Origin of the sequence: Cypionkella sinensis, assembly GCF_042646385.1 — a bacterium.
GTDB classification, from domain to species: domain Bacteria; phylum Pseudomonadota; class Alphaproteobacteria; order Rhodobacterales; family Rhodobacteraceae; genus Cypionkella; species Cypionkella sinensis.
This window is the reverse complement of sequence record NZ_JBHRTO010000001.1, coordinates 2,165,686-2,189,858: the sequence shown is the minus strand read 5'-3', so window position 1 is coordinate 2,189,858 and position 24,173 is coordinate 2,165,686. Positions and strand designations below refer to the sequence as shown.

Sequence of the window (24,173 nt, the reverse complement as noted above, 5' to 3'; positions counted from 1 at the left end):
TAGTAGAGTGCTTGACGTTAACGTAAATGTAACGTCACGTCAGAAACCGGGGTGACGTGATGTCAATCCGCCGATCAGCCCTCGGACAATTTGCGGATTTCCGCCGCTGCGGTCTCGCGCAGGGCGCGCAGATCGTTGATGCTGGTTTCCAACTCGGCCTGCTGGCGGGTTAGGTCTGCCAACTGGCGATCGGCAAGGCTCAGCCATTGCTCTAGCTGCGGCTGCGTGCCCTTCTGGCGATAGATCAGCAGCCATTGGCGGATTTCTTCCAGCGAGAAGCCAAAGCGCCGCCCGCGCAGGATCAGCGTCATACGCGCCACTTCGCGCGGGCCGTAAAACCGCGCGCGGCCGTCCTTTTCGGGGGCCAGAAGCTCGATATATTCGTAATAGCGCAAGGTGCGGGGTGTGACCTCGAACTTCGCGCACATTTCCTTGAAGCTTAGCCTGGTCTCGGACATGGTGGCCTCCCGCTGCCAGACTAGGCCTTGGCTGTGTTGCGCGCAAGAATTGTGAGCAGGCCCTTGCACTTGGCGCTGGGCGAAGGATTATGGCGGCATGACAGAAATTCTGACCATCGCCCGCCAATTCATTCAAGCCCTGCCGTTCTCGCGCGCGTTGGGGATGGAGTTGACCGAACTTGGGCCGGGGCGGGCCACGATCACGATGCCGTGGGATGCGCGGCTGGTGGGCGATCCGGGCACCGGCGTGCTGCATGGCGGGGCGATTTCGGCGCTGATGGATACTGCATCGGGCGCGTCGGTGATGAGCCATCCGGCAGCGCCAACCTCGACCGCTACGCTGGATCTGCGGATTGATTACATGCGACCGGCCACACCGGGGCAAAACATTACGGCGCGCGCAGAATGCCATCATGTGACGCGGTCGGTGGCGTTTGTGCGGGTGACGGCCTGCGACGAGGATACGGCGCGGCCTGTCGCCATGGGCACCGGGGCCTTCACGCTGGAACGCGCCAAAGGGGCCACGCCATGAAGCGGCCTGAACCTGTGCAGGTCGTCAAATCCCGCCGCGATGCGGCCTTGGCGGGGTTGGTGGCGGCGGTGCCTTACATCCAGTTCCTTGGCATCCGCTTTGACCGGCGGGGCGATGAGTTGACGGCGTGGCTGCCCTATTCCGACATGCTGATCGGCAATCCGGCGCTGCCTGCGCTGCATGGCGGGGTGACGGCGTCGTTTCTGGAAGTCACGGCGTTGATTGGCCTCGCGTGGAGCAGTCTGTGGGATGATCTGGAGGCTGGGCGGATTGATCCGGCGGGGGTGGCGGCTGGGCAATTGCCGCCGCTGCCGAAAACCATCGACTTCACCGTCGATTATCTGCGCGCGGGCCTGCCGCGCGATTGCTATGCGCGCGCCACGGTGAACCGTTCGGGCCGCCGCTTTGCTTCGGTGCAGGTCGAGGCTTGGCAGGACAATCGCGCGCGCCCCTTTGCTCTGGGCTCGGTGCATTGCCTGATGCCTGATCCCACGCAGGACGGTACTGCGTGAGCCGAGCCGCCGCCGAGATCAGCCACAAACGCCTGCTGCGCATCGCGTTTCCCATCGTGATCGCCAATGCCACGGTGCCGTTGCTGGGGGCGGTGGATGTCGCGGTGATCGGGCAGATCGGGCAGGCGGCACCTTTGGGGGCGGTGGGGTTGGGGGCGGTGATCCTGACCACGCTTTACTGGATTTTCGGGTTCTTGCGGATGTCGACCTCGGGCCTTGCCGCGCAAGCGCATGGGGCGGGTGATCTGGCCGAGCGGACGGCGGTGCTTTTGCGCGCGCTGTTGATCGGGGGGGCTGCGGGATTGGCGCTGATCCTGCTGCAAGCGCCGCTGTTCTGGGCGGCGTTTCAGGTGGCGTCGGCCTCGGACACGGTCGAAGGCTATGCCCGCAGCTATCTGGCCATCCGCATCTGGGGCGCGCCCGCCACCATCATGCTCTATGCGCTGTCCGGCTGGCTGATCGCACTGGAGCGGACGCGGGCGGTGCTGGTGCTGCAATTGGTGCAGAACGGGCTGAATGTGGCGCTGAACCTGTGGTTTGTGCTGGGGCTGCATTGGGGCGTGGCAGGGGTGGCCACGGCCACGCTGATCGCCGAATGGGCGGGGCTGGCCTTGGCGCTGTGGCTGGCGCGCGATGGCTTTGGCGCGGTGCTGGCGCAAGCCTGGGGCCGCGTGTTTCACGCTGCACCCTTGCGCGCGATGTTCCATGCCAGCCGCGACATCATGGGCCGCTCGGTGCTGCTGCAAATCTCGTTCACCAGCTTTGTGTTTCTGGGTGCGCGATTTGGCGATGTGACGCTGGCGGCCAATCATGTGCTGATGCAGTTTCTGGAGCTGACCGCCTATGCGCTGGATGGTTTCGCCTTTGCAGCCGAGGCGTTGGTGGGGCAGGCGGTTGGGGCCCAAGGATGGGCGCAGGCGCGGCGGGCGAAGGTGATCGCGATGCAATGGGGCTTTGCCGGGGCGGCGGCGATGGCGCTGGTGTTTGCGCTGTTTGGCGGCCAGATCATCGGGTTGATGACGACGGCACAGGATGTGCAGGCCGAAGCCTGGCGCTATCTGCCGTGGTTGGTGGCGGCACCGCTGCTGGGGGTGGCAAGCTGGATTCTGGATGGGGTGTTCATCGGCGCGCTGCTGACCGGGGCGATGCTGCGCGCCATGGGGATTGCGGTGGCGCTTTATGCGCTGGCGCTGGTGGTGCTGATCCCGCTGGCGGGCAATCATGGGCTGTGGGCGGCGCTGATGCTGCTGAACGTGCTGCGCGCGCTGACACTGTGGCGGGCTTTGCCTGCGGCCTTGCGCTGACGGCAAGCGGGTGCCGCCTTGGGGGGCATCGAGCCCCCGCGCGGCGGCGCTGCCGCAGCATGAATTGCGGCGTTGCGCTTTAGCGGACGAAGCGGAATGCTGCCGAAGCTGCCCAACCCGCCGCTGCCGCCATCACCAGCGAGATGACGCCATAAAGCAGCGGTTGCTGATGGGCGAGGTTGTAAAGAAACCGCTCTAACCCCGCCTTGCGCACGGCGATCAGCCGTTCTTGCGTATCCAGCACCGCGCCACCGCGCAGGATGAACAGGCGCACTTTGTAATTGCCCTCGGTCAGGTTTGCGGGCAGGGCGATATCGGTGCGAAACAGCGTTTCATCGGCCAGCTGCACCGAGCGTTCGGCAATGCGGTAGCGGCTTTCGTCGAGCCGGATACGCTCCAGCGCTGCGATGAAATCGGGGGCGTTCTCGGCCTCATCACTGATGCCCACCGCGCGGATCACTTGCGGGATGGTGATGTGGTGGCGCAGATCCTCGGTGCCGGACAGGATTTTGTCGAGTTTGTCGGTGGTTGCCACTGCGTAAAAGCTGGGCGCCGCATCGACGGTGACGGAGGAGCGGTTCAGCCAGATCCCGGCCACGCGTTCCTTGCGGCGGATGATCAGCCCGGTGCTGGGGCCTTCGACGGTGACGATCACCTCAAGCGGTGGGCCATTCGGGGGCGGGCTGTCACGCTTGACCGCGCCATAGATCAGAATCTCGGAGCCGTCAAAATTTGCGGTGATCTGCACGCGGTTCTGGCTGAGACCGCTGACCAAAGCCTCATTCGCAAGCGCAGGGCTGGCAAGCGCCAGCAGAAACAGCAAGGCGCGGATCATGGCAGCAGCCCCGGTGTCACCGAGAACAACTCGGCCGGTTGCAGCAAAAGGTCCAGGGCGATCTTGAAGCTGACGGTCAGCACCATGATTGCCAGCATGATGCGCAACTGCTCGGCCTTCAGGCGTGTCGACAGCCGCGCGCCGATCTGTGCGCCGATCACACCGCCCAAAATCAGCAGGAAGGCCAGCATCATATCGACGGTCTGGCTGTTGATCGCGTGCATGATGGTGGTGAAACCGGTCACGAAGATGATCTGGAACAGCGATGTGCCCACCACCACCCGTGTCGGCATCCCCAGCAGATAGATCATCGCGGGCACCAGAATAAAGCCGCCGCCCACCCCCATGATCGCTGACAGAAAGCCGACGCCGGCGCCGATTGCGGCTGGGGGCAGAACCGAGATGTAAAGCCCCGAGGCGCGGAACTTCATCTGCAACGGCAAGCGATGCACCCAAGTATGCGCATGCGCCCGCCGGATCGGCGCAGCCGCCCCCGCCTTGCGCGCCCGCAGCAGGGCGCGGGTGCTTTCGGCAAACATCATGCCGCCGATCAGGCCCAGAAACAGCACATAAGAAAGCTGCACGAACAGGTCGATCTGCCCCAGCGCCGTCATCCAGGCGAAGACCTTGACGCCGATGAAAGACCCCGCAAAACCGCCCGCCAGCAGCACCAACCCCATGCGGAAATCGACGCCCTTGCGCTTCATCTGCACCAGCACGCCCGAGATTGACGAGGCCACCACCTGATTGGCCCCGGTCGCCACTGCCACACCGGGCGGCACGCCGACGAAGAGCAACAGCGGCGTGATCAGAAAGCCACCGCCGACGCCGAACATCCCCGACAAAAAGCCGACGATGCCGCCCAATCCCAAAAGCAGGAAGGCGTTGATCGAAACCTCGGCAATGGGGAGGTAGATTTGCATTGGCGCAAGGCCCGGAAAGAGAAGGAATTTCCTCAAGCCTTGCGCAGGTTTTTCGGCCTTGTCAAACCCTTGTGGCCGTCACAGTTGCGTGCGCAGAAAATGACGCAGCACCTGTTCCAGTTTCGCCGCACCCAACGGCGCCATGGCTTTGGTGTGCTCGTGGCTGATCTGCTCGTCGCTCATCCCGGCGGCCATGTTGGTGATGGTGGAAATCGCAGCCACCTTGAGGCCGAGAAAGCGCGCCAGAATGACCTCGGGCACGGTGGACATGCCCACCGCATCACCGCCCAGGATCTTGATGGCGCGGATTTCTGCGGGGGTTTCAAACGATGGGCCGGAATACCAGGCATAAACGCCTTCGGGCAGGGCGACGTTTACCGCCTGCGCTGCGGCTTTGAGGCCCGCGCGCAGGACAGGATCATGCGCCGTGGTCATCGGCACAAACCGCGCATCGGTTTTCTCGCCGATCAGCGGATTCAGCCCCGAAAAGTTGATGTGATCACTCAGCAGCATCAGATCGCCGGGGCGGATGTCGGGGCGTAAACTGCCTGCGGCGTTGGTGGCAATCAACGCCTCTGCCCCCAGTGCTTTCAGCACCGTCAGCGGCAGGCGCATCGCAGCGGAGTTGCCGTTTTCATAGTAATGCTCGCGCGCGCCAAACACCGCGACGCGCACGCCTTCGAGATCGCCGATCACCAGATTGGGATTGTGGCCCGAGACGCCGACATGCGGAAACCCCGGCAGATCGGCATAGGGGATCGCCACACCCTGCACCGACTGCGCCAGATGGCCAAGCCCTGAGCCAAGGATCAGACCGAGTTTGACCGGGGCGGCACCGGCGCGGGATTGGATTTGGGCCACAAGAGCGGCGGTTTGATCAGGCATTGGGCGGTCCTTTTTGGCAAGAGCCGGGGGATTTCACATCCCCCGGACCCCCTGTGGAGTATTTAGGCCAAGATGAAGCCGGAAGATCAGCGCTCTTTCACATAGGGCTCGCCGCCCGCGCGGGGTGGGATCGCCTTGCCGACAAAGCCCGCCAGCACCAGCACTGTCAGGATATAGGGCAGGGCATCCAGCGCCGAGACCGGGACTTTGACTTGCGCGATACGCTCGACCACATCGGGGCGCAGCGCTAGTGCTTGGAAAAAGCCGAACAGCATGGTGGCCCCCAGGGCCTGCCACGGCCGCCATTTGGCGAAGATTAGGGCGGCCAGCGCGATATAGCCGCGCCCCGCTGTCATCTCGCGCCCGAAGCCTGCTTGCAGGGCGGTTGCCATGTAAGCCCCTGCCACACCGCACAAAACCCCGGTGATCGCCACAGCGGCAAAGCGCAGGCCCTTGACGGAAACCCCCGCCGTATCCACCGCCGCCGGGTTTTCGCCCACCGCGCGCAGCCGCAGGCCAAAGCGGGTGCGGAATAGGATCCACCATGTCAGCGGCACAAAGGCCACTGCGGCATAGACAAGGATCGAGTGGCCCGAGATCACCTGATAATACAGCGGCCCGATCAGCGGCACGTCTTTAAGGCTGTCGGCAAAGGGCAGGGTGATCGGGTTGAACCGCGCCGCCCCATCCAAGGGCGGCGTGCGCCCGCCTTGCCCGAACAAGGCCTGCGCCACCAGCACCGTGATCCCCGACGACAGGAAGTTCAGCGCGACACCGGAAATCAACTGATTGCCGCGGAAGGTGATCGAGGCTACCCCGTGCAGCATCGCGAAAATCAGCGACGCGCCAATCCCCGCCAGCAGCCCGACCCAGGCCGAGCCGGACATTGCCGCCACGGTCCCCGCCGCCATCGCCGCCGCAAGCATCTTGCCTTCCAGCCCGATATCGAAAATTCCGGCGCGTTCGGAAAACAACCCGGCCAGGCAGGCCAGCAGCAAGGGCGTGCCCAACCGCACGGTCGAGCCCAAAATCTGCATCAGCGTTTCGTAATCCATCAGACCGCCGCCTTTCGTCCAAAGCTGAACAGCCACACCAGCAGCATCCGCACCATCTGATCCAGCGCCCCGGTGAACAGGATCACCAGACCCTGCACCACCACCCGCATCTCAATCGGGATCGTGGTGTTCAGCCCCAAAGCCGCGCCGCCCTGATAGAGGAAGCCGAACAGCAGCGCCGCCAGCAGCACGCCCAGCGGATGATTGCGCCCCATCAGCGCCACCGCGATGCCGATGAAACCCGCGCCTTCGGCCGAGTTCTGCAACAACCGCTCGGCCGAGCCCATGACGTTGTTGATCGCCATCATGCCCGCAAGACCGCCCGAGATCAGCATCACGATCATGGTGATCTTCACCGGATTGATGCCGGCATATTTCGAGGCCGCTTCCGATTTGCCGAAGGCACGGATCTGATATCCCAGCCGCGTGCGCCACAGCAGCAGCCACACCACGAAACAGGCCGCAAGTGCGATGAACAGCGTCACATTGGCGGGGACGTTGGAATACATCTGCACCCCGGCCTTGGTCAGCTTTGGCGTGCCATCGGCGTTCATCTTGGCGAAAAACTCGCTGATGAACGGCATATCTGACAGCGCGGGCAGCTTTGCCCCCGCCGGGAAGCGTGCCGAGGCTGGGTCCATCTGCCCCGCAGGCCGCAGCACATCGACCAGCATGTAAACGATCAGCGCGCTGGCGATATAGTTGAACATGATCGTGGTGATCACGATATGACTGCCGCGTTTCGCCTGCAAATACGCGGGGATAGCCGCCCAAGCCGCACCAAAAGCCGCAGCGCCCAAGGTGGCCGCCAGCAGCGCAACCGTCCAATGCGGCCAAGGCAGTGCCAGACAGACCAAGGCCACGCCAAGCCCACCCAGTTGCGCCTGCCCCTCGCCGCCGATGTTGAACAGGCCTGCGTGAAACGCCACGATCACCGATAGCCCGGTGAAGATAAAGCTGGTGGTGTAATAGAGCGTGTAGCCCCAGCCATTCGCCGAGCCAAACGCCCCCTTCACCATGATCGCCAGCGCGGCGGTGGGGCTTTGCCCGATTGCCAACAGCACAATCGCCGCGACCAATGCCGCCAGCAACAACGAGATCAACGGCACCAGCACCACATCGGCCCATTGCGGTAATTTGTTCATGCTACGCCTTCCCGCCCACACCGGCCATCAACAGCCCCAAGGCACGCTCGTCTGTGGTTTCGGGGTCGGCGGTGCCCATGATCTGCCCGTCGAACATCACGGCAATCCGATCAGAAAGCGACATGATTTCATCCAGTTCCACCGAGACCAGCAAGATCGCCTTGCCCGCATCGCGCAGCGCCACGATCTGCTTGTGGATGAATTCAATCGCGCCAATATCCACCCCGCGCGTCGGCTGACCGATCAGTAGGAGATCGGGGTTCTGTTCGACCTCGCGCGCCACCACGATCTTTTGCTGGTTGCCGCCCGAGAAATTCTTCGCTGCCAGCGTCGGGATCGGTGGGCGCACGTCATAGCGCGCCATCTTCGCCTCGGTATCCGCCCGCAACGCGTCGTTATCCATGAACAGCGCGTTCTTTTGATATTTCGGGTCGTTGTGATAGCCGAAAGCCACGTTTTCCCAGGCGCTGAAATCCATGATCAGGCCCAGATGCTGGCGATCTTCCGGCACATGGGCGATGCCTGCCTCGCGCCGGGTCAGGCCGTTTGCGGCCAAGCCCACCAGCGGCAGGTCCACCCCGTTCAACGTGATCCGCCCGGTCGCCCGCGCGATGCCGCCCAACGCCTCGAGCAGTTCCGACTGGCCGTTGCCCGCCACGCCCGCAATGCCCAAAATCTCGCCCGCGCGGATTTCCAGACTGACGCCTTTCAGCCGTTCGACCCCGTGTTCGTCTTTCACCCGCAGGTTTTCCACCGCCAAAACCACCGCCCCCGGCGTCGCCTTGGCTTTCTCGACCTCGAGCAGAACCTTGCGGCCCACCATCAACTCGGCCAAGGATTCCGGGCTGCTTTCGGCGGTTTTCACCGTATCTACCATGGTGCCACGGCGCATGACGCTGACGTTATCGGTCGCCTCCATGATCTCGCGCAGCTTGTGGGTGATCAGGATGATTGTCTTGCCCTGTTCCTTCAACCCATTCAGAATCCTGAACAAATGGTCGGCCTCATCAGGGGTCAGCACGCCGGTCGGCTCGTCCAGAATCAGGATATCGGCTTGACGATACAAAGCCTTCAAAATCTCGACCCGCTGCTGATGGCCGACCGACAGGTCTTCGATCAGCGCATCGGGGTCTACGTCCATCTCATATTCGCGCGACAGGTCGGCCAGAACCTTGCGCGCCTTGGCCAGAGAGGTGTTCAACATCGGGCCATCCTCGGCCCCAAGGATCACATTCTCCAGCACCGTGAAATTCTGCACCAGTTTGAAATGCTGAAACACCATGCCGATACCGGCGCGGATGGCGCTCTGGCTGTCGGGGATCGGGGTCAGCTTGCCGTTGATGAAAATCTCGCCCGCATCGGCGCGGTAAAATCCGTAAAGGATCGACATCAGCGTCGATTTGCCCGCGCCATTCTCGCCGATAATGCCGTGAATGGTGCCGCGCGGCACGGCAATATTGATATCCCGGTTCGCCTGAACCGGGCCAAAGGCCTTGGAGATGCCTTTCAACTCAATCGCATACGGAGAGAGGGCGGCAGTTGCCTGCCGCCCCCCATTGGCCGTAGCCTCCATCAGAACGACCCAGCCGGGCAGGTGTTGTCGGACATGTAGTCATGCACCACCAACTCGCCGGATTTGATCTTTTCGGCTGCCGCATCGACGGCTGCTTTCATTTCCGGGGTCACCAGATCCTTGTTGTTGTCGTCCATCGCGTAGTCGACGCCGCCTGCTTTCAGGTCCATCACGTTGATGCCCGGCTTCAGGTCTTCGCCTTCCTTGAACGCCTCATAAACCGCGTTATCGACGCGCTTCAGCATTGAGGTCAGCACTTTGCCGGGGTGCAGATAGTTCTGGTTGCTGTCCACGCCGATCGAGAGAATCCCCTCATCCGCAGCCGTTTGCAGAACGCCCACGCCGGTGCCGCCTGCTGCCGCATAGATCACGTCTGCGCCTTGCGATTTCTGGGCTTTCGCGAGTTCGGCACCCTTCACCGGGTCGTTCCATGCTGCCGGAGTGGTGCCGGTCATGTTCAGGATCACGGTGGCATCCGGCTTCACAGCCTTGACGCCCTGCGCATAGCCGCAGCCAAAGCGACGGATCAGCGGGATATCCATGCCGCCGATGAAGCCAACGGTGTTGGTTTTGGAGGCCAGACCCGCCATCATGCCCACCAGATAGCTGCCCTGATCTTCGGTAAACACCACCGATTTCACGTTCGGCTGTTCCACCACCATGTCGATGATGCCGAATTTGGTGTCGGGAAAATCGGGGGCCACGGTGTTCAGCACGTCACCAAAGGCAAAGCCGGTCATGATGATCGGGTTCGCGCCCTCTTCAGCCAGGCTGCGCAAAGCCTGCTCGCGCTGGGCTTCGGACTGCATTTCCAGCTCTTTATAGGTGCCGCCGGTTTCTTTCGCCCATTTCTCTGCGCCGTTGAACGCCGCTTCGTTGAACGATTTGTCGAACTTGCCGCCCAGATCGAAGATGATCGCAGGTTCCGCCAAAGCGGCACCACCCGTCAGCGCCAAAGTGGCAGCCGCACCCAGCAGGTGTTTCATCAGGGTCATAATTTTCTCCCGGTTTCCGTGTTGTTAGCGTTTTTGTTTCCCATCTCGGCGCGGCAACAGCCCCAGCACCAGAGCGGGTCGTAGTGGATTTAGGACAGCGCTTTGCGGGAGGGTCAACAGGAATCTGTGACGCAACTGTGCAACAACGCGGGAGCGCCGCATCGTCGCGGTCAACTTTATACCGATTGGTCAATAATTTGGCGGCTGCGGCGTGCTAAAGCGCCCGCGCCAGCACCAGCGCATCGACGCGCGCGCCGTTGGGTGTGCGGTAGTAATCGCGACGTTTGCCTTTGTGCTCAAAGCCTTTGGCGGCATACAGGCGCTGCGCGGGCAGGTTGTCGGCGGCGACTTCCAAAAAGGCCGATTCGGCCCCACGGCGCGCGGCTTCGGTCAGAAATTGCGCAACCAGACGCGCACCGATGCCCTGCCTGCGCGCCACAGGGTCAACGGCCAGCGTGATCAACTCGGCCTCACCGGCCACCACGCGGCCAATCAGAAAGCCGCTTGGCTCGGATACGGCAAAGGCGAAAGCGCTGTCCAAGGTCTGCGCAATCTCGGCCTCGGACCACGGCGGTGGCGTGGTGAAACAGGCGGCGTGGATCACCGCCATCTCGGCAGGGCGCATCGCCTAGGACTCCAGAATAACCGGCGGCGGATCGCTGGACGGGGCTGCATCGGCACCGCGCAGATAGAACGGGGCAGGGCGCGGCTGGGCTGTGCCCGCGCGCGTGGCCGCGATCCGCGCAATCGCCTCGGCAATCGGCAGGCTGTGCAAGCCGTCGCGCCCCGCCACTGCGCCCTCAACCACCACGCCCGCCGCCATGATCTGCGCCGGCCCCGGCCCATCAGCCGCAAACCGCTGCACGTAAACCTCATCGCGCCGCGCGTCTTCGACCACCGTCACCGGGCGCGGCAGGCCGAACGCCGCCGCCTCCAGCCGTGTGACGCCAATCGCTGGCACCGCCAGCCCCAAAGCCAGCCCCCGCGCCGCCGCGACCGAAATGCGCACGCCGGTGAAATTCCCCGGCCCGGTGCCGACACCAATCGCCGTCACATCGGCCAGAGCCTTGCCTGCCTCGGCCAGCAGTTCGGTAATCAGCGGCATCAGCCGTTCGGCCTGCCCTTTGTCCATCGCTTCGGATTTCAGCCAGATGCGGTCGCCAGACAGCAAAGCGGCGGCGCAATGCGCCGCCGATGTGTCGAATGCCAAAATCAACTCAGGCCGCAACTGGGCGCACTTCCAGCACTTCGGGGATGTAGTGCCGCAGCAAGTTTTCGATCCCCATCTTCAGCGTCAGCGTCGACGAGGGGCAACCGGCGCAAGCGCCCTTCATATGCAGATAGACCACGCCACGATCAAAGCCGTGGAAGGTGATGTCGCCACCATCCTGCGCCACTGCCGGACGCACACGGGTATCCAGCAATTCCTTGATCTGGTTGACGATTTCAGAATCCTCGCCGCTATGCGCAGCATGGGCAGCCTGACCTTCGCCCTCCATCACCGCCGCACCCGACTGGAAATGCTCCATGATCGCGCCCAGAATTGCGGGCTTGATATGCTGCCAATCGGCGGCTTCGGCCTTGGTCACGGTGATGAAATCGGTGCCCAGAAACACGCCCGTCACTTGGCCGGTGGCAAACACGCGGCTCGCCAGCGGCGATTTCGCAGCCGACTCTAGGCTGGGAAAATCGGCAGTGCCCATCTCCAGCACGGCTTGGCCCGGCAGGAACTTCAGCGTCGCCGGGTTCGGGGTGGATTCGGTCTGGATGAACATGGTCTTTTCTCCGACTATTCCACTCGGATATGCGCGCTTCCCCGGCAGAAGTCAAGTTTGGAACCGTTCTAATTCCACCCCAATCAACCGAAAAGGGCGCGAGGTAACCCCGCGCCCCTTGGGTCGCCACCCCTCTCCCAAGGCGGCAACATGGGTCGGATCGGCCTTAGCCGGATCGACATTCACCGTGAACGCCTTGGCGAAGGCCATCGCCTTCGCCACGCGGTAACAGTGCCGCTGAGACCGCCGGGCCTGAATGGCCCGGCCAGCGCCCGACCCGCCGATGGCGGGCGCTTCTCGCCCGCCGGGTCGGACACTGGCCTTAGGGGGTTTCTTGCGGCACTGACTACAGAGTGAAACCGCACCCGCGGGCGGGGAAACGCGATGCGTTTCCTGTTTCCGCCCGGACCTGACAGCCCCCAACAAGGTGAATATCGGATCGGCCTTAGAACTTGATGACGTAGGAAACGCCCGTCACCAGCGGGTCAATCTCGACCTTTCCAATGTTCGCACCGTTCAGATGCACATCGCTGCCGATCTTGGCATAGCGCAGATCCAGCCGCAGCGCGGCCTTGTCGCTGACCGCATAATCCACCCCCAGATGCGCCGCCACGCCAAAGCTGTCGTCGATCTTCAGATCGCCGAGGGGCGAGTTGGTCTCGAAAAACTTGGTGTAGTTCAGACCCACACCCACGAACGGCGTGAACTTGCTAGTATTTGCGAAGTGGTAACTCACCGAGATCGTCGGCGGCAGTTGCTTGGTTTCCCCGGCATAGCCGCCGTTCAGATAGATCGAGTGTTTGAACGGCAGCGCCCCCAGAACTTCCAGCCCCAGATTGTCGCGCAGGAAATACTCAAAAGTGATCGACGGCCGCACGCTGTCATCCACCGTGGCCGCAGCGCCCGCAAGCGTGCCATTGTCGCTTTTCGGTGAGACAGAAGCCAAGCCGAAGCCCAAGGTCATATCCCCGGCAGATTGCGCAAGCGCGGGCGCGGCCAGGGCAGCACTGGCAAGAAGGGCGAGCAGAGTTATTTTCATGATTTCATTCCGCAAATTGGTTGCGGGGTCATCCTCTGCCGCTTCAACCGCCCAGACGTTGACCTGTGTCAAATCGCGGGCGGGGTGGGGTGCGGCAGGGTGTCGCGACTCCGCTCAGGCGCTGTAATAGGCATACATCGCGTCCAGCGCGCTCAGGGTCGGTGCTACGCTGGGGCGGGGCAGGGGGCTGGCTTTGAAATAGGCCTCAGCCTCTTGCGCGGCGCGGATTGCGGCGATGTGCTGGATGTCGGATTTGGCGGTGACAGACGGATTGCGGCTCATGGCTTGCTCCTGTTGTCCTCCCGCCGCCAATATAGGGTGGAATGCTGCACTTGCAAAGGGGAGCATTGCCGCAACTGCGAAATGCACCCGCTGCAAGCCTTCACCCCCGCCGCAACCGCCGCAGCATCGCCCAGACGATCAGCCGATGCGCCGGGGCCACCGGGATCATATAGGCCCGCCCAAAGGCATTATGCGTCACCACCGAGGCTGTGATGCCAAGCGTTGCGTCGTCCACCGTCACACAGGTCATCACATCCAGATGCCGGTCGCGCGCGGTCAGCGACAGCACGCTGTCACTGATATGTTCCACCAGAAAGAAATCGAGATGATCGCCCACTTGCGGCACCCCGACCGCCTTGCCGGAGAACCCGCCAATCCGCGCCACGCCAAACCGCGCCGAAATCGCATCGCGCAGCCAGAACGCCCAAGCCAACCCCGGCAAGGGCCTGGCCATCACCAACCGCCAAGCCTCAATCGCGGTGATCGGGGCGGGCAAGGTGGCGCTTTGGCTGTCAAGATAGGCCAGATCGTCCAAGGGCGCGATCAGTTGGGCATTGGGCGGCAGTTGCATCGCGGGCACCTCACTTTGCGGCAGCCTAGCCGAAACTTTGGTGAAGCGGCCTGAGGCAGATGGCCTCACCCCGCCGCCACATCAGTTGGGAAAATGCTCGACATGGGTTTCCGCTGTGCGGCCAAAGTAAACCACCCGCCGCCCAAGAAAGGAAACCATGTAACCCGCACAGCCCGCCGCCTTGGCTAGGGTGCTGAAGCCCGCATAGCTGTAATCGGGCGGATTGGCCTGCGCCCACAGAACCAGACGAGCGATCTCTGCCGCGTCGAACACCGCCGCGACCGGGATTGCGGGTTGTGGCATGTCCAGCCCTACGCTCTCGCCATCCGGCAGGTAGTAGGTCTGCGTGTTGCTGCGGTAATCCACCGTATAGCCTTCAAACCCAGCATTGATCAGCTTGCCCACGATCTCGGGAAAGCTGAGGCTGCCGCTATGCGCCGCATGCAGGCAGGTTTCGGCAAGAGTGATGCGTTCCGCGTCCATGGCGGTTCCTTTCTGGTCAGGATTTCAGTCGATTGGTTAGCTGAGTGGAGTGGCCGTCAGCCCGCGCCGCTCGGCAAGGTTTCGCAAGATCCGGTCAAGCGCCGCGCGATCAGCATCAGGAAGCGCATCGAAATAGGCCGCATCATTCGCATCGGCCATTGCGGCAAGGATCGGCACCTTTGCCCGCCCCGTTGCCGTCAGCGCCAGAGTTTGCCCCCGCCCGCCGCTTTCCATGCGGGCGACCAGCCCCTTTGCCACCATTCGATCCGCCAGCTTGCTGATCGCGCCGCGCGTCATGCCCATGCGGTCTGCGAGCAGCGTCGGCGCTATGCCATCGGCATCAAACAACGCCCGCAGAAAGCACCATTCGGCCACCGTCACCCCCTCGGCGTCGACCTTGCGGGCAAAGTCCTGTGACACCGCATTCGACACCATCCGCAGCCAATATCCGGTGTGATCGGTCAGATCGGAAACGCGCATTATCATTCGCCATGCTATGTTGACTAGGAAACTATTCTTGTTGTGTTTCCTAGTCAACACAAATCACGCAGCAGGATGCGCGGCCCTGCCAAAGCTGTGATGAGCGAAGTTTTCCGGGGCAGCACCGGGCCTCAAAGGCCCGGCCAGCGCCCGACCCGCCCATGGCGGGCGCTTCTCGCCCGCCGGGTCGCGCACTGGCCTCAGGGGGGTTCTTGCGGCACTGACTACAGGGTGAAACCGCTCACGCGGGCGGGGAAACGCAATGCGTTTCCTATTTCCGCCCGGACCTAGGCGCCTACAAGCACATGGATGTTGATCCACCCCAGCTCAAAAATGGGGCTTCAAAGCCACCAATCCGGTTAGCTTTCGTTAACCCTACCCCGAACCGTTCCAAATACCGCAATGAAAACAATGGTCCCGAGTTGGGACCATCAGGTGATGCTCTCCAGCCGTTCCTTGCTCATATCGCCAGGAACGATGGTGATCGGGATCGGCAGGCTGCCCGAAGACCGCGTCATCGCCGTCACCAGCGGCCCCGGCCCGGATTTCTCGGTGCCCGCGCCCAGCACCAGAATCCCCACCGCCGGGTCTTCCTTGACCTGCGCCAGAATCTCGGCCACTGGATCGCCTTCGCGGATGATCAGTTCGGGGTTCACCCCCTGCTTGTCGCGCATCCATTTCGCGAAGACCTCGAAATGCGCCTCGATCCGCTCGCGCGCCTCGGCTCGCATCAGGTCGGCCACGCCCATCCAGTGCTGGAATTCTTCCGGCGGGATGATCGACAGAACCTGCACACCCCCACCCGTATGCGCGGCCCGCAGCGCCGCAAATCGCATCGCGTTCAGACACTCTCGGCTGTCATCCAGCACGACAAGGAATTTCCGCATGTTTGTCTCCCCTTAACGGGGCAATCATGCAGCCGGGGTCATGGGAAGGCAAGAGTGGGGGCGGGCCAAGCGCAAATGCACATCCATGCTCTTGGCTGCGCCCAGACCCGGGCGGAAACAGGAAACGCACTGCGTTTCCCCGCCCGCGTGAGCGGTTTCACCCTGCACGCCTATCCGCCATAGCTTCCTGAGGCCAGCGCGCGACTCGGCGGGCGAGAAGCGCCCGCCATTGGCGGGTCGGGCGCTGGCCGGGCCTTTGAGGCCCGGCGGTTTCAGCGGCTTCTGCCCCGCTTGGCGAAGGCAATGGCCTTCGCCAGATTATCCCGGGTGTCGATCTCGCCTAGCGCTGCCCCGCCGCCCATTCCCAATACAGCCGCCGTGCCCGCGCTGTCATCGGGCGATCCTTGTATTCCGTGCCGTCAAACGCCTTGACCGCCGTGACCTTGGCAAAGTTGCCCGACAGGAAAATCTCATCCGCCGCATGGGCATCGTCAAAGGTCAGCACAGCCTCGCGCACCTCGACCCCGTCAGCACGCAGGTTCGCGATATGCCGCGACCGCGTGATCCCGGCCAGAAAAGTGCCGTTGGGGATGGGGGTGAACACCACGCCATCTTTCACCAGAAAGACATTCGCCGTGGCACTTTCCGCCAGATTGCCCAAAGCATCCGCCACCAGCGCATTGCCAAAGCCCTTGGCCTGCGCCTCTGCCAGCATCCGGGCATTGTTGGGGTAAAGGCAGCCCGCCTTGGCGTTGCAGACCGCATCCTCCAGTACCGGGCGGCGGAACCGGGTGCGCGTGACAGTAGTGGCAAACTCGGGGTCCGGCATCGCAACCTCCTCAAGCGAGATCGCAAACCCTGTTGCCCCCGGCGCGGGCACGATGCCCAGTTCGGTGCCATGCAGCGCCCAATACATCGGGCGGATATACACGGCCTGCTCTGGGCCAAAGCCCTGCAAGCCCTCGCGGATGATCGCGGCCATATCCTCGGGCGCGCAGGTGGGGGTGATCATCAGCGCCTCGGCGGAACGGTTCACTCGCGCGCAGTGCAGATCCAGATCGGGGCACATCCCATCAAACCAGCGCGCGCCGTCAAACACCGAGGTGCCCTGCCAGATGCCATGATCCGCCGCCTTCATCACCGCCATGTCGCCATCATGCCAGCGCCCGTCCCAAAAGGTGCGGATGGATTTGCCAAAGGCCATGCTGATCTCCTGCTGTTTTGCGACAGCTTAATCATGCGGCAAGGCGCGCGGAAAGTCCTGCCGTGCAACGCGCATCCGCCAAGCGAAAGCCCGCCACCCTTGCGCAAGCAATCGCGCAAGGTGATGAAAAAAGCCCTCGGACCGGGGGACTGGTCCGAGGGCTTGGCTGCACAATGCCAGCCTGAAGGTGGGACAGACGGGGAAGAAAAGCCCCAAGGCCGACTATCCCCCATGCTTGAATCGATTCTGTGACGGCCCGCAGTCAGGCGTGGGCCGTCATCCGGCCATGCCATGGGCAAGTCACGACATGGTCGTTCACCATGCCCACAGCCTGCATGAAGGCATAGCTGATGGTGGGGCCGACAAACTTGAAGCCCTCGGCCTTCAGCGCCTTTGACAGCGCCACCGATGCCTCGGTTTGCGCGACGGCTTGGGTCAGGCTGCCCAGTTGCCGATCCACCGATTGATGGTCGACATGCTTCCAGATGAAGTTTGCGAATCCCTCGCGCGCCTCAATCGCCAGATAGGCCCGCGCCCCGGCAAAGGTCGCCTCGATCTTGCCGCGATGGCGGATGATGCCCGGATCGGTCAGCAGCCGCTGCGTCTCGGCCTCGCCCCAGCCCGCCAGCACCGCCGGATCGAACCCGGCAAAGGCCGCGCGGAACGCCTCACGCCGGCGCAGGATGGTGATCCACGACAGACCCGCTTGAAACCCTTCCAGAATCAGGCATTCAAACAGTGCGCGCGGATCGCGCAGGGGCCTGCCCCATTCGTCATCATGGTAGGCGACGTAAACCGGATCGCTGCCACACCAGCCACATCTTGCGTTCTCTGTCATTGCGCCCTCAAAATCATTAAAATTGGCCTAAAATCCCAATGCTTAAGCTGGCTTTTACCGTTGTGGCAGCATGGTGTCCATCGGCCCAACCCGCAGGAGCATCGCCATGATCATGCCAAAACCAAAGCCCCGGCTGGATGCGCAGGCGGGTGTGGCCAGCCCTTTGGGGGTGGCAATCTCGGTTGGGGATCGCGAAACGATGTCGATGGTGCGGCAGGCGATTGATACCAAACGCCTGCGGCTGGCCTATCAGCCGGTGGTGCTGGCGCGTGACGCCGCGCGTGTGGCGTTTCAAGAGGGTCTTATCCGCGTGCTCGACCCAACCGGGCGGGTGATTCCGGCCAAGGATTTCATGGATGCGGTCGAAAGCCATGAAATCGGCCGCGAAATCGACTGTGCGGCGTTGGAAATCGGTCTGGCGACGCTGGCGCGCGTGCCAGATCTGCGCTTGTCGATCAACATGTCGGCACGGTCCATCGGCTATGCGCGCTGGAAACAGGTGCTGATGCGCGGGCTTTCCGTCGCCCCCACGATTGGAGAGCGGCTGATTCTCGAAATCACCGAAAGCTCGGCCATGCAGGTGCCCGAACTGGTGGTGGCCTTCATGGATGATCTGAAAGGTGCAGGCGTGGCCTTTGCGCTGGATAACTTCGGTTCGGGCAATATGGCGATCCGCTATTTCAAGGATTTCTATTTCGATATTCTCAAGTTGGATGGCCAATTCATCCGCAACATCCAGCAGGATGCCGACAATCAGGTGCTGACCGCAGCGCTGTTGTCGATTGGCAAGCATTTTCAGATGTTTACCGTGGCACAATCGGTCGAGACCGCTGCCGAGGCGCAGATGCTACAACAGATGGGCGTCGATTGCATGCAGGGCTATCTGTTCGGTGCAGCCACCCTGAAACCCGCGTTTGACCGCAACGCTGCGCGAAAATCAGCGTGATTGCGGCAGCCTTGCCCCTGCGACAACCCGGACGTGCAGAAAACTTGCTTTTCACCGCCACCCCTTCTAGGCCATGGTTCCAATCGGCAAAGCGGTGCTTCGCCGCGGCAGTTTCTGGGAGAGGGCGCAAGTCATGACCAATGTGGTAATCGTTTCGGCGGCACGGACCGCCGTGGGCAGCTTTAACGGGGCCTTCGCGGCCACACCCGCGCATGAATTGGGCGCTGCGGTGATCGAGGCCGTTGTGGCGCGCGCCGGCATCGACAAGGCAGAGGTTGCCGAAACCATTCTGGGCCAAGTGCTGACCGCGGGCCAAGGCCAGAACCCGGCGCGCCAGGCACATATCCGCGCGGGCCTCGCGAAAGAGGCTTCGGCATGGTCGCTGAACCAGGTCTGCGGCTCGGGTCTGCGGGCGGTGGCTTTGGGCGCGATGCATGTGCAACTGGGCGATTCGAACATCGTGGTCGCGGGTGGTCAGGAAAGCATGTCGCTGAGCCCGCATGTTGCGCATCTGCGCGCGGGCCAAAAGATGGGCGATATGAATTTCATCGACAGCATGATCCGTGACGGGCTGTGGGATGCGTTCAACGGCTATCACATGGGCCAAACGGCAGAAAACGTCGCGAACCAGTGGCAGATCAGCCGCGAGATGCAGGACGAATTCGCTCTGGCCAGCCAGCACAAGGCCGAGGCTGCGCAGAAGGCTGGCAAGTTCAAGGACGAGATCATCGCTTTCACCATCAAGACCCGCAAGGGCGATGTGACGGTCGATCAAGACGAATACATCCGCCACGGCGCGACGCTGGAATCGATGCAGAAACTGCGCCCCGCCTTCACCAAGGACGGCTCGGTGACGGCGGCCAACGCTTCGGGTCTGAACGACGGCGCGGCAGCCGTGCTGCTGATGTCGGAAGAAGAGGCCAACAAGCGCGGGTTGAAGCCGCTGGCCCGCATCGCCTCCTATGCGACCGCTGGGCTTGATCCGTCGATCATGGGCGTCGGTCCGATTTTCGCCAGCCGCAAGGCGCTGGACAAAGCAGGCTGGAAGGCCGCTGATCTGGATCTGATCGAGGCGAATGAGGCGTTTGCGGCGCAAGCTTGCGCTGTCAACAAAGACATGGGCTGGGACACCAGCAAGGTCAACGTCAACGGCGGCGCGATTGCGATTGGCCATCCGATTGGGGCCTCGGGCGCGCGGATCCTGAACACGCTGATCCATGAGATGGGTCGTTCGGGCGCGAAAAAGGGTCTGGCAACCCTGTGCATCGGTGGTGGCATGGGTGTGGCGATGTGCCTTGAGCGCGCCTAAGCTTGCGATATATTGAAATAAAATAACAGAAGCGGGCGCAACAATGTTGCGCCCGCTTATTCATCTCAATAACATGATTTCAAAACTGAAGCCTTGGAGGAGGAACGAATGGCAAAGGTAGCATTGGTCACAGGCGGCTCGCGCGGCATTGGCGCGGCGATTTCGGTGGCCTTGAAGGCGGCAGGCTACACTGTGGCTGCGAATTACGCAGGCAATGACGAGGCCGCCGCGGCCTTCACCAAGGAAACCGGCATCGCCACCTACAAATGGTCGGTCGCCGATTACGACGCTTGCGTTGCCGGTATCGCCAAGGTCGAGGCTGATCTTGGCCCGGTCGCTGTGCTGGTCAACAATGCGGGCATCACCCGCGATACGATGTTCCACAAGATGACTCCGACACAGTGGAAGGAAGTCATCGACACCAATCTTTCGGGCCTGTTCAACATGACGCATCCGCTGTGGACGGGGATGCGCGACCGCAAGTTTGGCCGGGTGATCAACATCTCGTCGATCAACGGTCAAAAGGGCCAAGCGGGCCAGGTGAACTATTCGGCGGCAAAATCCGGCGATCTGGGCTTTACCAAGGCGCTGGCAGCCGAAGGCGCGCGCGCCGGAATCACCGTGAACGCGATCTGCCCCGGCTATATCGGCACCGATATGGTGAAGGCGATTGACGAGAAGGTGTTGAAAGAACGCATCATTCCGCAAATTCCTGTGGGCCGTCTGGGCGAGCCGGACGAGATCGCGCGCATCGTTACCTTCCTTGCCTCGGATGACGCGGGCTTCATCACCGGCTCGACAATTTCTGCCAACGGCGGGCAGTTCGTGGTCTGACGCGCGGTGCGTGTCCGCACGCATCCCACATGTTGCACAAGGCCCGTTCGCCAGAGCGGGCCTTTTTGCTTGCCCGATGGGCGCGGTTTCGGCAGGTAGTGCCAAAAGGAAACCGACATGACCAAAGCCAAAGCCACGCTCATAGGTCTGACTGCCATCGCCATGTGGGCGCTGCTGGCTTTGTTCACCATCGGCTCGGCCCCGGTGCCGCCGCTGTTGCTGAATGCGCTGTGCTTTGGCATTGGTGGCGCGATTGGGCTGATCTGGACGATCACAGGTGCGGGGCTGTCGGTGCTGAAATCCGTGTCATGGAAGGTCTATGCCTTTGGCACTCTTGGGCTTTTTGGCTATCACCTTTTGTATTTCACCGCCTTCCGCCTATCCCCCACCGCCGAAACCGGGCTGATCGCCTATCTGTGGCCGCTGTTCATCGTGCTGCTGTCGGGCCTGCTGCCCGGCGAGCGTTTGGGCGCGTTGCACATCGCAGGCGCGCTGATCGCCTTTGCCGGGGCGGCACTGATCGTGCTGGCGCGGGGCGGTGATGCGACAGGCTCCAGCCTTGGGCTGGTGCTGGCGTTCCTGTGTGCGGTGACTTGGGCGGTCTATTCGGTGCTGTCGCGCCGCTTGGGCACTGTGCCGACAGAATCGGTGACGGTGTTCTGTCTGGCCACGGCTGCCCTGTCTGCCCTGGCGCATATGGCTTTGGAAACAACCACTTGGCCGCAAGGGGCGATGGGCTGGACCAGCGTCGTTGCCTTGGGCGTTGGTCCGGTGGGGGCCGCGTTTTTCACTTGGGACATCGGCATGAAAAAAGGCGACATCCAACTGCTTGGGGTCGCCTCGTATGCAGCGCCGTTGCTGTCTACCTCGGCTTTGGTCGCCGCAGGCATTGCCAAACCATCAAGCGCCATCCTGATCGCGGCGGTTCTGATCACGGCAGGGGCGGCGCTGGCGGCAAAAGCAAGTTCTGCCAAAGCGGCCAGCGCCAAAAAGGGTTAAGCGCTCAGCCGCGAGATTTCCTCTTTCAGTTTCAGCTTTTGCTTCTTCAGATCGGCGATGTGCAGATCATCCACGGCGGGCGAGCGCTGCGCCTGTTCGACCTTGGATGAGAGGGTTTCGTGCTTCTTTTTCAGTTCAGCGATATGCGAAGCGACGGTCATGCAAGTCCTCCTGATGCTGGTTCAACAACCCAAGTGCACCATAGAAACTGAGTCGTGTCACCAAATCTTCACACAACCTATGCGTTAATTATGTACGATTAGCGGAATTCATCCGAAAGGCTGGCACCACCGCGCAAAATCTCGCTGGCACGCGGGGTATAGCTTTCGCGGTCGCCGTCATGTGATTTGCCGTGATGGATCACCAGCGGCGCCAGCAGCCGGAACGCCGCCCGCCCGGTCTTGCGCGCCCGCAAAAGGATGCGCAGCGCGGGTTTTCCCTCGCGCGGGGTCAGCGGCAGCACGGAAGCCGAGCCGAGTTTGTCCCCCATCGCCGCCATCACCTCGGGCAGGCCATCGGCACCGCAGATCAACGTCAGCCAGCCCCCCGGCGCAAGCCGCCTGCTGGCCGCCCGCACCCAATCGCCCAAGGGCGTGTCAATCTGCAACGCCGTTGCCCGCCCGGCATTCGGGCTGGGGGTGCCACCGCGCGGATAATAGGGCGGGTTGGCGATGACATGGTCGAAATCCATCCGCAGCGCCTTCGGCATATCGGCCAGATCGCCGACCTCTACCTGCAAGGCGATGCCGTTTTCCACCGCATTGCGCCGCGCCAGATCGGCATAGTCGGCCTGCAACTCCAGCCCCGCCAGCCGCAAATCCGGCACGCGGGTGGCGAGACATAGCGCCGCAGCCCCGACACCACAGCCCAGATCCAGCACCGATTGGCCAGCCTGCGCGGGGCAGGCAGCGGCCAGCAAAACCGGGTCTGTGGCCGCGCGATAGCCATGGCGCGGCTGCCAAAGCTGCAATTTGCCGCACAGAAACTTGTCATGCGTCAGATCGGCTGGCAAATCGTCCATTCACACCCCATCCGAGATGCCGTTATCGGCCAGGATCGCCCGCGCCATGAACAGATCACTGTCGGCCACCATCATGCGGCGGGGAAACAATCCGATGCCACCTTCCAGCGTGCTCATGTGGACGTCCATCACAAAGCTGTCTATACCCTCGCCCTCAAGGAGCGCTTGAGCAAAGGCGATTACGGTGGGGTCGGTCGTGCGCAATAAAAGCTTCATGGGATTGGGTTTAGCCGGGGTCATAGCCCCGAGTCGACACCTATGTGTCGATACCTGAAGGGGTGAGAATGAATATGATCAACGCCGCGCAAAAACCGCATGACCTGCTGGCCGATGCCTTGGCCGAGGATATGGCGGCGGTGAACAAGATGATCCGGGCGCGGATGGCCTCGGAACATGCGCCGCGCATCCCGGAAGTGACAGCGCATCTGATCGAGGCGGGCGGCAAGCGTCTGCGCCCGATGCTGGTGTTGGCCGCAGCACGGCTGCTGGGCTACGCTGGCCCCTATCATGTGCATCTGGCCGCGACGGTAGAGTTCATCCACACTGCCACCCTGCTGCATGATGACGTGGTCGATGAAAGCCAGCGCCGCCGCGGTCGGCCTACCGCGAACCTGCTGTGGGACAACAAATCATCCGTGCTGGTCGGCGATTACCTGTTCGCCCGCGCGTTTCAACTGATGGTAGAGCCCGCCAATCTGCGGGTGCTGGATATCCTCGCCAACGCTTCCGCCACCATTGCGGAAGGAGAAGTGCTGCAACTGACCGCCGCACAGGATCTGGCCACCACCGAAGAGATTTACCTGAAGGTCGTGCGCGGCAAGACCGCCGCGCTGTTCTCGGCAGCAACCGAATCCGGTGCCGAAATCGCGGGTGCTACCCCGGCTCAGGTCAAGGCGCTGTTTGATTACGGCGATGCCTTGGGGATTGCGTTCCAGATCGTTGATGATCTTCTGGATTATGGCGGCTCGGCTGCGGTGATCGGCAAGAACACTGGCGACGATTTCCGCGAGCGCAAGCTGACGCTGCCGGTGATCAAGGCGATTGCCAAGGCCACCCCGGAAGAGCGCGCGTTCTGGGTGCGGGTGATCGAGAAAGGCCAGCAGGCCGAGGGCGATCTGGAACATGCGATGGCTCTGATGGCCCATCACGGCGCGATGGAGGCCGCTCGGGCCGATGCGCTGGCATGGGCGGCGCGGGCGCAAGCGGCGTTGGGCGTGCTGCCCGATCACCCTTTGCGCGACATGCTGTCTGATCTGGCGGCCTATGTGGTCGAGCGGATCAACTAACC

General features: G+C 62.5%; 30 protein-coding genes. 8 read left to right on the top strand and 22 right to left on the bottom strand.

Going from position 1 to position 24,173, the window contains the following annotated elements:
• Positions 1-74: 74 nt before the first annotated feature.
• Positions 75-458 carry a MerR family transcriptional regulator gene (locus ACFOGH_RS10910; protein ID WP_380073099.1) on the bottom strand — a complete coding sequence of 128 codons (384 nt, stop codon included), beginning with the start codon at positions 456-458 and terminating at the stop codon, positions 75-77.
• A 97-nt stretch (positions 459-555) separates the two neighbouring features.
• On the opposite strand from ACFOGH_RS10910, the gene ACFOGH_RS10905 reads away from it, so the two are divergent.
• From ACFOGH_RS10905 to ACFOGH_RS10895, 3 genes are read left to right on the top strand one after another with little or no spacing between them, the layout of a single operon-like run.
• The gene (locus ACFOGH_RS10905; RefSeq protein ID WP_380073098.1) at positions 556-990 is read left to right on the top strand and encodes a PaaI family thioesterase; all 435 of its coding nucleotides are present in this window, start codon (positions 556-558) and stop codon (positions 988-990) included.
• Complete coding sequence (locus ACFOGH_RS10900) at positions 987-1,502, top strand: PaaI family thioesterase (RefSeq protein ID WP_380073097.1); 516 nt, start codon at positions 987-989, stop codon at positions 1,500-1,502. The genes ACFOGH_RS10905 and ACFOGH_RS10900 overlap by 4 nt, the downstream gene beginning before the upstream one ends.
• A complete protein-coding gene (locus ACFOGH_RS10895) occupies positions 1,499-2,806 on the top strand; it encodes an MATE family efflux transporter (protein WP_380073096.1) in 1,308 nt (435 codons plus the stop codon). Before ACFOGH_RS10900 ends, ACFOGH_RS10895 begins: the two co-directional genes overlap by 4 nt.
• A 79-nt stretch (positions 2,807-2,885) precedes the next feature.
• Here ACFOGH_RS10895 and ACFOGH_RS10890 read toward each other — a convergent pair whose 3' ends face one another.
• The 18 genes from ACFOGH_RS10890 to ACFOGH_RS10805 form a co-directional block, all read right to left on the bottom strand.
• On the bottom strand, positions 2,886-3,641 hold the full coding sequence (locus ACFOGH_RS10890) for a TIGR02186 family protein (protein WP_380073095.1): 756 nt from the start codon (positions 3,639-3,641) through the stop codon (positions 2,886-2,888).
• A complete protein-coding gene (locus ACFOGH_RS10885; RefSeq protein WP_380073094.1) occupies positions 3,638-4,564 on the bottom strand; it encodes a sulfite exporter TauE/SafE family protein in 927 nt (308 codons plus the stop codon). The genes ACFOGH_RS10890 and ACFOGH_RS10885 overlap by 4 nt, the downstream gene beginning before the upstream one ends.
• 78 nt (positions 4,565-4,642) lie before the next feature.
• Positions 4,643-5,449: a purine-nucleoside phosphorylase gene (locus tag ACFOGH_RS10880; RefSeq protein WP_380073093.1), complete on the bottom strand. Its 807-nt coding sequence runs from the start codon at positions 5,447-5,449 to the stop codon at positions 4,643-4,645.
• 86 nt (positions 5,450-5,535) lie between these two features.
• Positions 5,536-6,504, bottom strand: coding sequence for an ABC transporter permease (locus tag ACFOGH_RS10875; RefSeq protein WP_380073092.1), 969 nt, complete (start codon positions 6,502-6,504; stop codon positions 5,536-5,538).
• The gene (locus ACFOGH_RS10870; RefSeq protein WP_380073091.1) at positions 6,504-7,649 is read right to left on the bottom strand and encodes an ABC transporter permease; all 1,146 of its coding nucleotides are present in this window, start codon (positions 7,647-7,649) and stop codon (positions 6,504-6,506) included. Before ACFOGH_RS10870 ends, ACFOGH_RS10875 begins: the two co-directional genes overlap by 1 nt.
• A gap of 1 nt (position 7,650) precedes the next feature.
• Positions 7,651-9,222 (bottom strand): ABC transporter ATP-binding protein, encoded by a 1,572-nt coding sequence (locus ACFOGH_RS10865; protein ID WP_380073090.1) that lies wholly within the window; start codon positions 9,220-9,222, stop codon positions 7,651-7,653.
• On the bottom strand, positions 9,222-10,217 hold the full coding sequence (locus ACFOGH_RS10860) for a BMP family lipoprotein (RefSeq protein ID WP_380073089.1): 996 nt from the start codon (positions 10,215-10,217) through the stop codon (positions 9,222-9,224). The genes ACFOGH_RS10865 and ACFOGH_RS10860 overlap by 1 nt, the downstream gene beginning before the upstream one ends.
• 214 nt (positions 10,218-10,431) lie before the next feature.
• Positions 10,432-10,842 carry a ribosomal protein S18-alanine N-acetyltransferase gene (gene rimI / locus ACFOGH_RS10855; protein ID WP_380073088.1) on the bottom strand — a complete coding sequence of 137 codons (411 nt, stop codon included), beginning with the start codon at positions 10,840-10,842 and terminating at the stop codon, positions 10,432-10,434.
• Between the two features lie 3 nt (positions 10,843-10,845).
• Positions 10,846-11,445 carry a tRNA (adenosine(37)-N6)-threonylcarbamoyltransferase complex dimerization subunit type 1 TsaB gene (gene tsaB / locus ACFOGH_RS10850; RefSeq protein WP_380073087.1) on the bottom strand — a complete coding sequence of 200 codons (600 nt, stop codon included), beginning with the start codon at positions 11,443-11,445 and terminating at the stop codon, positions 10,846-10,848.
• Positions 11,435-11,992: a NifU family protein gene (locus ACFOGH_RS10845; protein WP_380073086.1), complete on the bottom strand. Its 558-nt coding sequence runs from the start codon at positions 11,990-11,992 to the stop codon at positions 11,435-11,437. The genes tsaB and ACFOGH_RS10845 overlap by 11 nt, the downstream gene beginning before the upstream one ends.
• A gap of 445 nt (positions 11,993-12,437) precedes the next feature.
• Complete coding sequence (locus ACFOGH_RS10840) at positions 12,438-13,031, bottom strand: OmpW/AlkL family protein (RefSeq protein ID WP_380073085.1); 594 nt, start codon at positions 13,029-13,031, stop codon at positions 12,438-12,440.
• Between the two features lie 114 nt (positions 13,032-13,145).
• The gene (locus ACFOGH_RS10835) at positions 13,146-13,313 is read right to left on the bottom strand and encodes a hypothetical protein (protein ID WP_380073084.1); all 168 of its coding nucleotides are present in this window, start codon (positions 13,311-13,313) and stop codon (positions 13,146-13,148) included.
• A 100-nt stretch (positions 13,314-13,413) separates the two neighbouring features.
• Entirely contained in the window at positions 13,414-13,884 is a 471-nt protein-coding gene (locus ACFOGH_RS10830; RefSeq protein WP_380073083.1) for a DUF2867 domain-containing protein, read from the bottom strand.
• Positions 13,885-13,965: 81 nt separating this feature from the next.
• Complete coding sequence (locus ACFOGH_RS10825) at positions 13,966-14,367, bottom strand: DUF1398 domain-containing protein (RefSeq protein ID WP_380073082.1); 402 nt, start codon at positions 14,365-14,367, stop codon at positions 13,966-13,968.
• A gap of 36 nt (positions 14,368-14,403) precedes the next feature.
• A complete protein-coding gene (locus tag ACFOGH_RS10820; protein ID WP_380073081.1) occupies positions 14,404-14,847 on the bottom strand; it encodes a MarR family winged helix-turn-helix transcriptional regulator in 444 nt (147 codons plus the stop codon).
• A 431-nt stretch (positions 14,848-15,278) separates the two neighbouring features.
• Positions 15,279-15,734 carry a universal stress protein gene (locus ACFOGH_RS10815; RefSeq protein ID WP_322322945.1) on the bottom strand — a complete coding sequence of 152 codons (456 nt, stop codon included), beginning with the start codon at positions 15,732-15,734 and terminating at the stop codon, positions 15,279-15,281.
• A gap of 340 nt (positions 15,735-16,074) precedes the next feature.
• On the bottom strand, positions 16,075-16,938 hold the full coding sequence (locus tag ACFOGH_RS10810) for a branched-chain amino acid aminotransferase (RefSeq protein ID WP_380073080.1): 864 nt from the start codon (positions 16,936-16,938) through the stop codon (positions 16,075-16,077).
• A 262-nt stretch (positions 16,939-17,200) separates the two neighbouring features.
• On the bottom strand, positions 17,201-17,776 hold the full coding sequence (locus ACFOGH_RS10805; protein WP_380073079.1) for a DNA-3-methyladenine glycosylase I: 576 nt from the start codon (positions 17,774-17,776) through the stop codon (positions 17,201-17,203).
• A gap of 106 nt (positions 17,777-17,882) precedes the next feature.
• Between ACFOGH_RS10805 and ACFOGH_RS10800 the strand changes: the two genes are divergently transcribed.
• From ACFOGH_RS10800 to yddG, 4 genes are all read left to right on the top strand, one after another.
• Positions 17,883-18,722 (top strand): EAL domain-containing protein, encoded by an 840-nt coding sequence (locus ACFOGH_RS10800; protein ID WP_380073078.1) that lies wholly within the window; start codon positions 17,883-17,885, stop codon positions 18,720-18,722.
• 133 nt (positions 18,723-18,855) lie between these two features.
• Positions 18,856-20,031 (top strand): acetyl-CoA C-acetyltransferase, encoded by a 1,176-nt coding sequence (locus ACFOGH_RS10795; RefSeq protein ID WP_380073077.1) that lies wholly within the window; start codon positions 18,856-18,858, stop codon positions 20,029-20,031.
• Between the two features lie 108 nt (positions 20,032-20,139).
• Positions 20,140-20,865: an acetoacetyl-CoA reductase gene (phbB, locus tag ACFOGH_RS10790; protein ID WP_380073076.1), complete on the top strand. Its 726-nt coding sequence runs from the start codon at positions 20,140-20,142 to the stop codon at positions 20,863-20,865.
• A gap of 117 nt (positions 20,866-20,982) precedes the next feature.
• Positions 20,983-21,864, top strand: coding sequence for an aromatic amino acid exporter YddG (gene yddG / locus ACFOGH_RS10785; RefSeq protein WP_380073075.1), 882 nt, complete (start codon positions 20,983-20,985; stop codon positions 21,862-21,864).
• Here yddG and ACFOGH_RS10780 read toward each other — a convergent pair.
• The 3 genes from ACFOGH_RS10780 to ACFOGH_RS10770 all read right to left on the bottom strand — a co-directional run bounded on the left by ACFOGH_RS10780 (position 21,861) and on the right by ACFOGH_RS10770 (position 23,101).
• The gene (locus tag ACFOGH_RS10780) at positions 21,861-22,025 is read right to left on the bottom strand and encodes a YdcH family protein (RefSeq protein WP_380073074.1); all 165 of its coding nucleotides are present in this window, start codon (positions 22,023-22,025) and stop codon (positions 21,861-21,863) included. The genes yddG and ACFOGH_RS10780 overlap by 4 nt on opposite strands.
• A 98-nt stretch (positions 22,026-22,123) precedes the next feature.
• Positions 22,124-22,885, bottom strand: a complete 762-nt coding sequence (locus ACFOGH_RS10775; protein WP_380073073.1) for a tRNA1(Val) (adenine(37)-N6)-methyltransferase — start codon at positions 22,883-22,885, stop codon at positions 22,124-22,126.
• On the bottom strand, positions 22,886-23,101 hold the full coding sequence (locus ACFOGH_RS10770) for a putative signal transducing protein (protein WP_380073072.1): 216 nt from the start codon (positions 23,099-23,101) through the stop codon (positions 22,886-22,888).
• Between the two features lie 68 nt (positions 23,102-23,169).
• On the opposite strand from ACFOGH_RS10770, the gene ACFOGH_RS10765 reads away from it, so the two are divergent.
• A complete protein-coding gene (locus ACFOGH_RS10765; protein WP_380073071.1) occupies positions 23,170-24,171 on the top strand; it encodes a polyprenyl synthetase family protein in 1,002 nt (333 codons plus the stop codon).
• Positions 24,172-24,173: the final 2 nt, after the last annotated feature.

Excerpts from the sequence above, each read along its gene's own strand:
- ACFOGH_RS10805 (WP_380073079.1), bottom strand. The coding sequence starts at position 17,776 with ATGACAGAGAACGCAAGATGTGGCTGGTGTGGCAGCGATCCGGTTTAC.
- ACFOGH_RS10875 (WP_380073092.1), bottom strand. The coding sequence starts at position 6,504 with ATGGATTACGAAACGCTGATGCAGATTTTGGGCTCGACCGTGCGGTTG.
- ACFOGH_RS10770 (WP_380073072.1), bottom strand. The coding sequence starts at position 23,101 with ATGAAGCTTTTATTGCGCACGACCGACCCCACCGTAATCGCCTTTGCT.
- ACFOGH_RS10795 (WP_380073077.1), top strand. The coding sequence starts at position 18,856 with ATGACCAATGTGGTAATCGTTTCGGCGGCACGGACCGCCGTGGGCAGC.
- ACFOGH_RS10865 (WP_380073090.1), bottom strand. The coding sequence starts at position 9,222 with ATGGAGGCTACGGCCAATGGGGGGCGGCAGGCAACTGCCGCCCTCTCT.
- ACFOGH_RS10910 (WP_380073099.1), bottom strand. The coding sequence starts at position 458 with ATGTCCGAGACCAGGCTAAGCTTCAAGGAAATGTGCGCGAAGTTCGAG.
- ACFOGH_RS10860 (WP_380073089.1), bottom strand. The coding sequence starts at position 10,217 with ATGACCCTGATGAAACACCTGCTGGGTGCGGCTGCCACTTTGGCGCTG.
- ACFOGH_RS10775 (WP_380073073.1), bottom strand. The coding sequence starts at position 22,885 with ATGGACGATTTGCCAGCCGATCTGACGCATGACAAGTTTCTGTGCGGC.
- yddG (WP_380073075.1), top strand. The coding sequence starts at position 20,983 with ATGACCAAAGCCAAAGCCACGCTCATAGGTCTGACTGCCATCGCCATG.
- ACFOGH_RS10830 (WP_380073083.1), bottom strand. The coding sequence starts at position 13,884 with ATGCAACTGCCGCCCAATGCCCAACTGATCGCGCCCTTGGACGATCTG.
- ACFOGH_RS10890 (WP_380073095.1), bottom strand. The coding sequence starts at position 3,641 with ATGATCCGCGCCTTGCTGTTTCTGCTGGCGCTTGCCAGCCCTGCGCTT.
- ACFOGH_RS10820 (WP_380073081.1), bottom strand. The coding sequence starts at position 14,847 with ATGCGCGTTTCCGATCTGACCGATCACACCGGATATTGGCTGCGGATG.
- ACFOGH_RS10840 (WP_380073085.1), bottom strand. The coding sequence starts at position 13,031 with ATGAAAATAACTCTGCTCGCCCTTCTTGCCAGTGCTGCCCTGGCCGCG.
- rimI (WP_380073088.1), bottom strand. The coding sequence starts at position 10,842 with ATGCGCCCTGCCGAGATGGCGGTGATCCACGCCGCCTGTTTCACCACG.
- phbB (WP_380073076.1), top strand. The coding sequence starts at position 20,140 with ATGGCAAAGGTAGCATTGGTCACAGGCGGCTCGCGCGGCATTGGCGCG.
- ACFOGH_RS10845 (WP_380073086.1), bottom strand. The coding sequence starts at position 11,992 with ATGTTCATCCAGACCGAATCCACCCCGAACCCGGCGACGCTGAAGTTC.
- ACFOGH_RS10885 (WP_380073094.1), bottom strand. The coding sequence starts at position 4,564 with ATGCAAATCTACCTCCCCATTGCCGAGGTTTCGATCAACGCCTTCCTG.
- ACFOGH_RS10870 (WP_380073091.1), bottom strand. The coding sequence starts at position 7,649 with ATGAACAAATTACCGCAATGGGCCGATGTGGTGCTGGTGCCGTTGATC.
- ACFOGH_RS10765 (WP_380073071.1), top strand. The coding sequence starts at position 23,170 with ATGAATATGATCAACGCCGCGCAAAAACCGCATGACCTGCTGGCCGAT.
- ACFOGH_RS10880 (WP_380073093.1), bottom strand. The coding sequence starts at position 5,449 with ATGCCTGATCAAACCGCCGCTCTTGTGGCCCAAATCCAATCCCGCGCC.
- ACFOGH_RS10835 (WP_380073084.1), bottom strand. The coding sequence starts at position 13,313 with ATGAGCCGCAATCCGTCTGTCACCGCCAAATCCGACATCCAGCACATC.
- ACFOGH_RS10815 (WP_322322945.1), bottom strand. The coding sequence starts at position 15,734 with ATGCGGAAATTCCTTGTCGTGCTGGATGACAGCCGAGAGTGTCTGAAC.
- ACFOGH_RS10810 (WP_380073080.1), bottom strand. The coding sequence starts at position 16,938 with ATGGCCTTTGGCAAATCCATCCGCACCTTTTGGGACGGGCGCTGGCAT.
- ACFOGH_RS10900 (WP_380073097.1), top strand. The coding sequence starts at position 987 with ATGAAGCGGCCTGAACCTGTGCAGGTCGTCAAATCCCGCCGCGATGCG.
- ACFOGH_RS10905 (WP_380073098.1), top strand. The coding sequence starts at position 556 with ATGACAGAAATTCTGACCATCGCCCGCCAATTCATTCAAGCCCTGCCG.
- ACFOGH_RS10825 (WP_380073082.1), bottom strand. The coding sequence starts at position 14,367 with ATGGACGCGGAACGCATCACTCTTGCCGAAACCTGCCTGCATGCGGCG.
- ACFOGH_RS10780 (WP_380073074.1), bottom strand. The coding sequence starts at position 22,025 with ATGACCGTCGCTTCGCATATCGCTGAACTGAAAAAGAAGCACGAAACC.
- ACFOGH_RS10800 (WP_380073078.1), top strand. The coding sequence starts at position 17,883 with ATGATCATGCCAAAACCAAAGCCCCGGCTGGATGCGCAGGCGGGTGTG.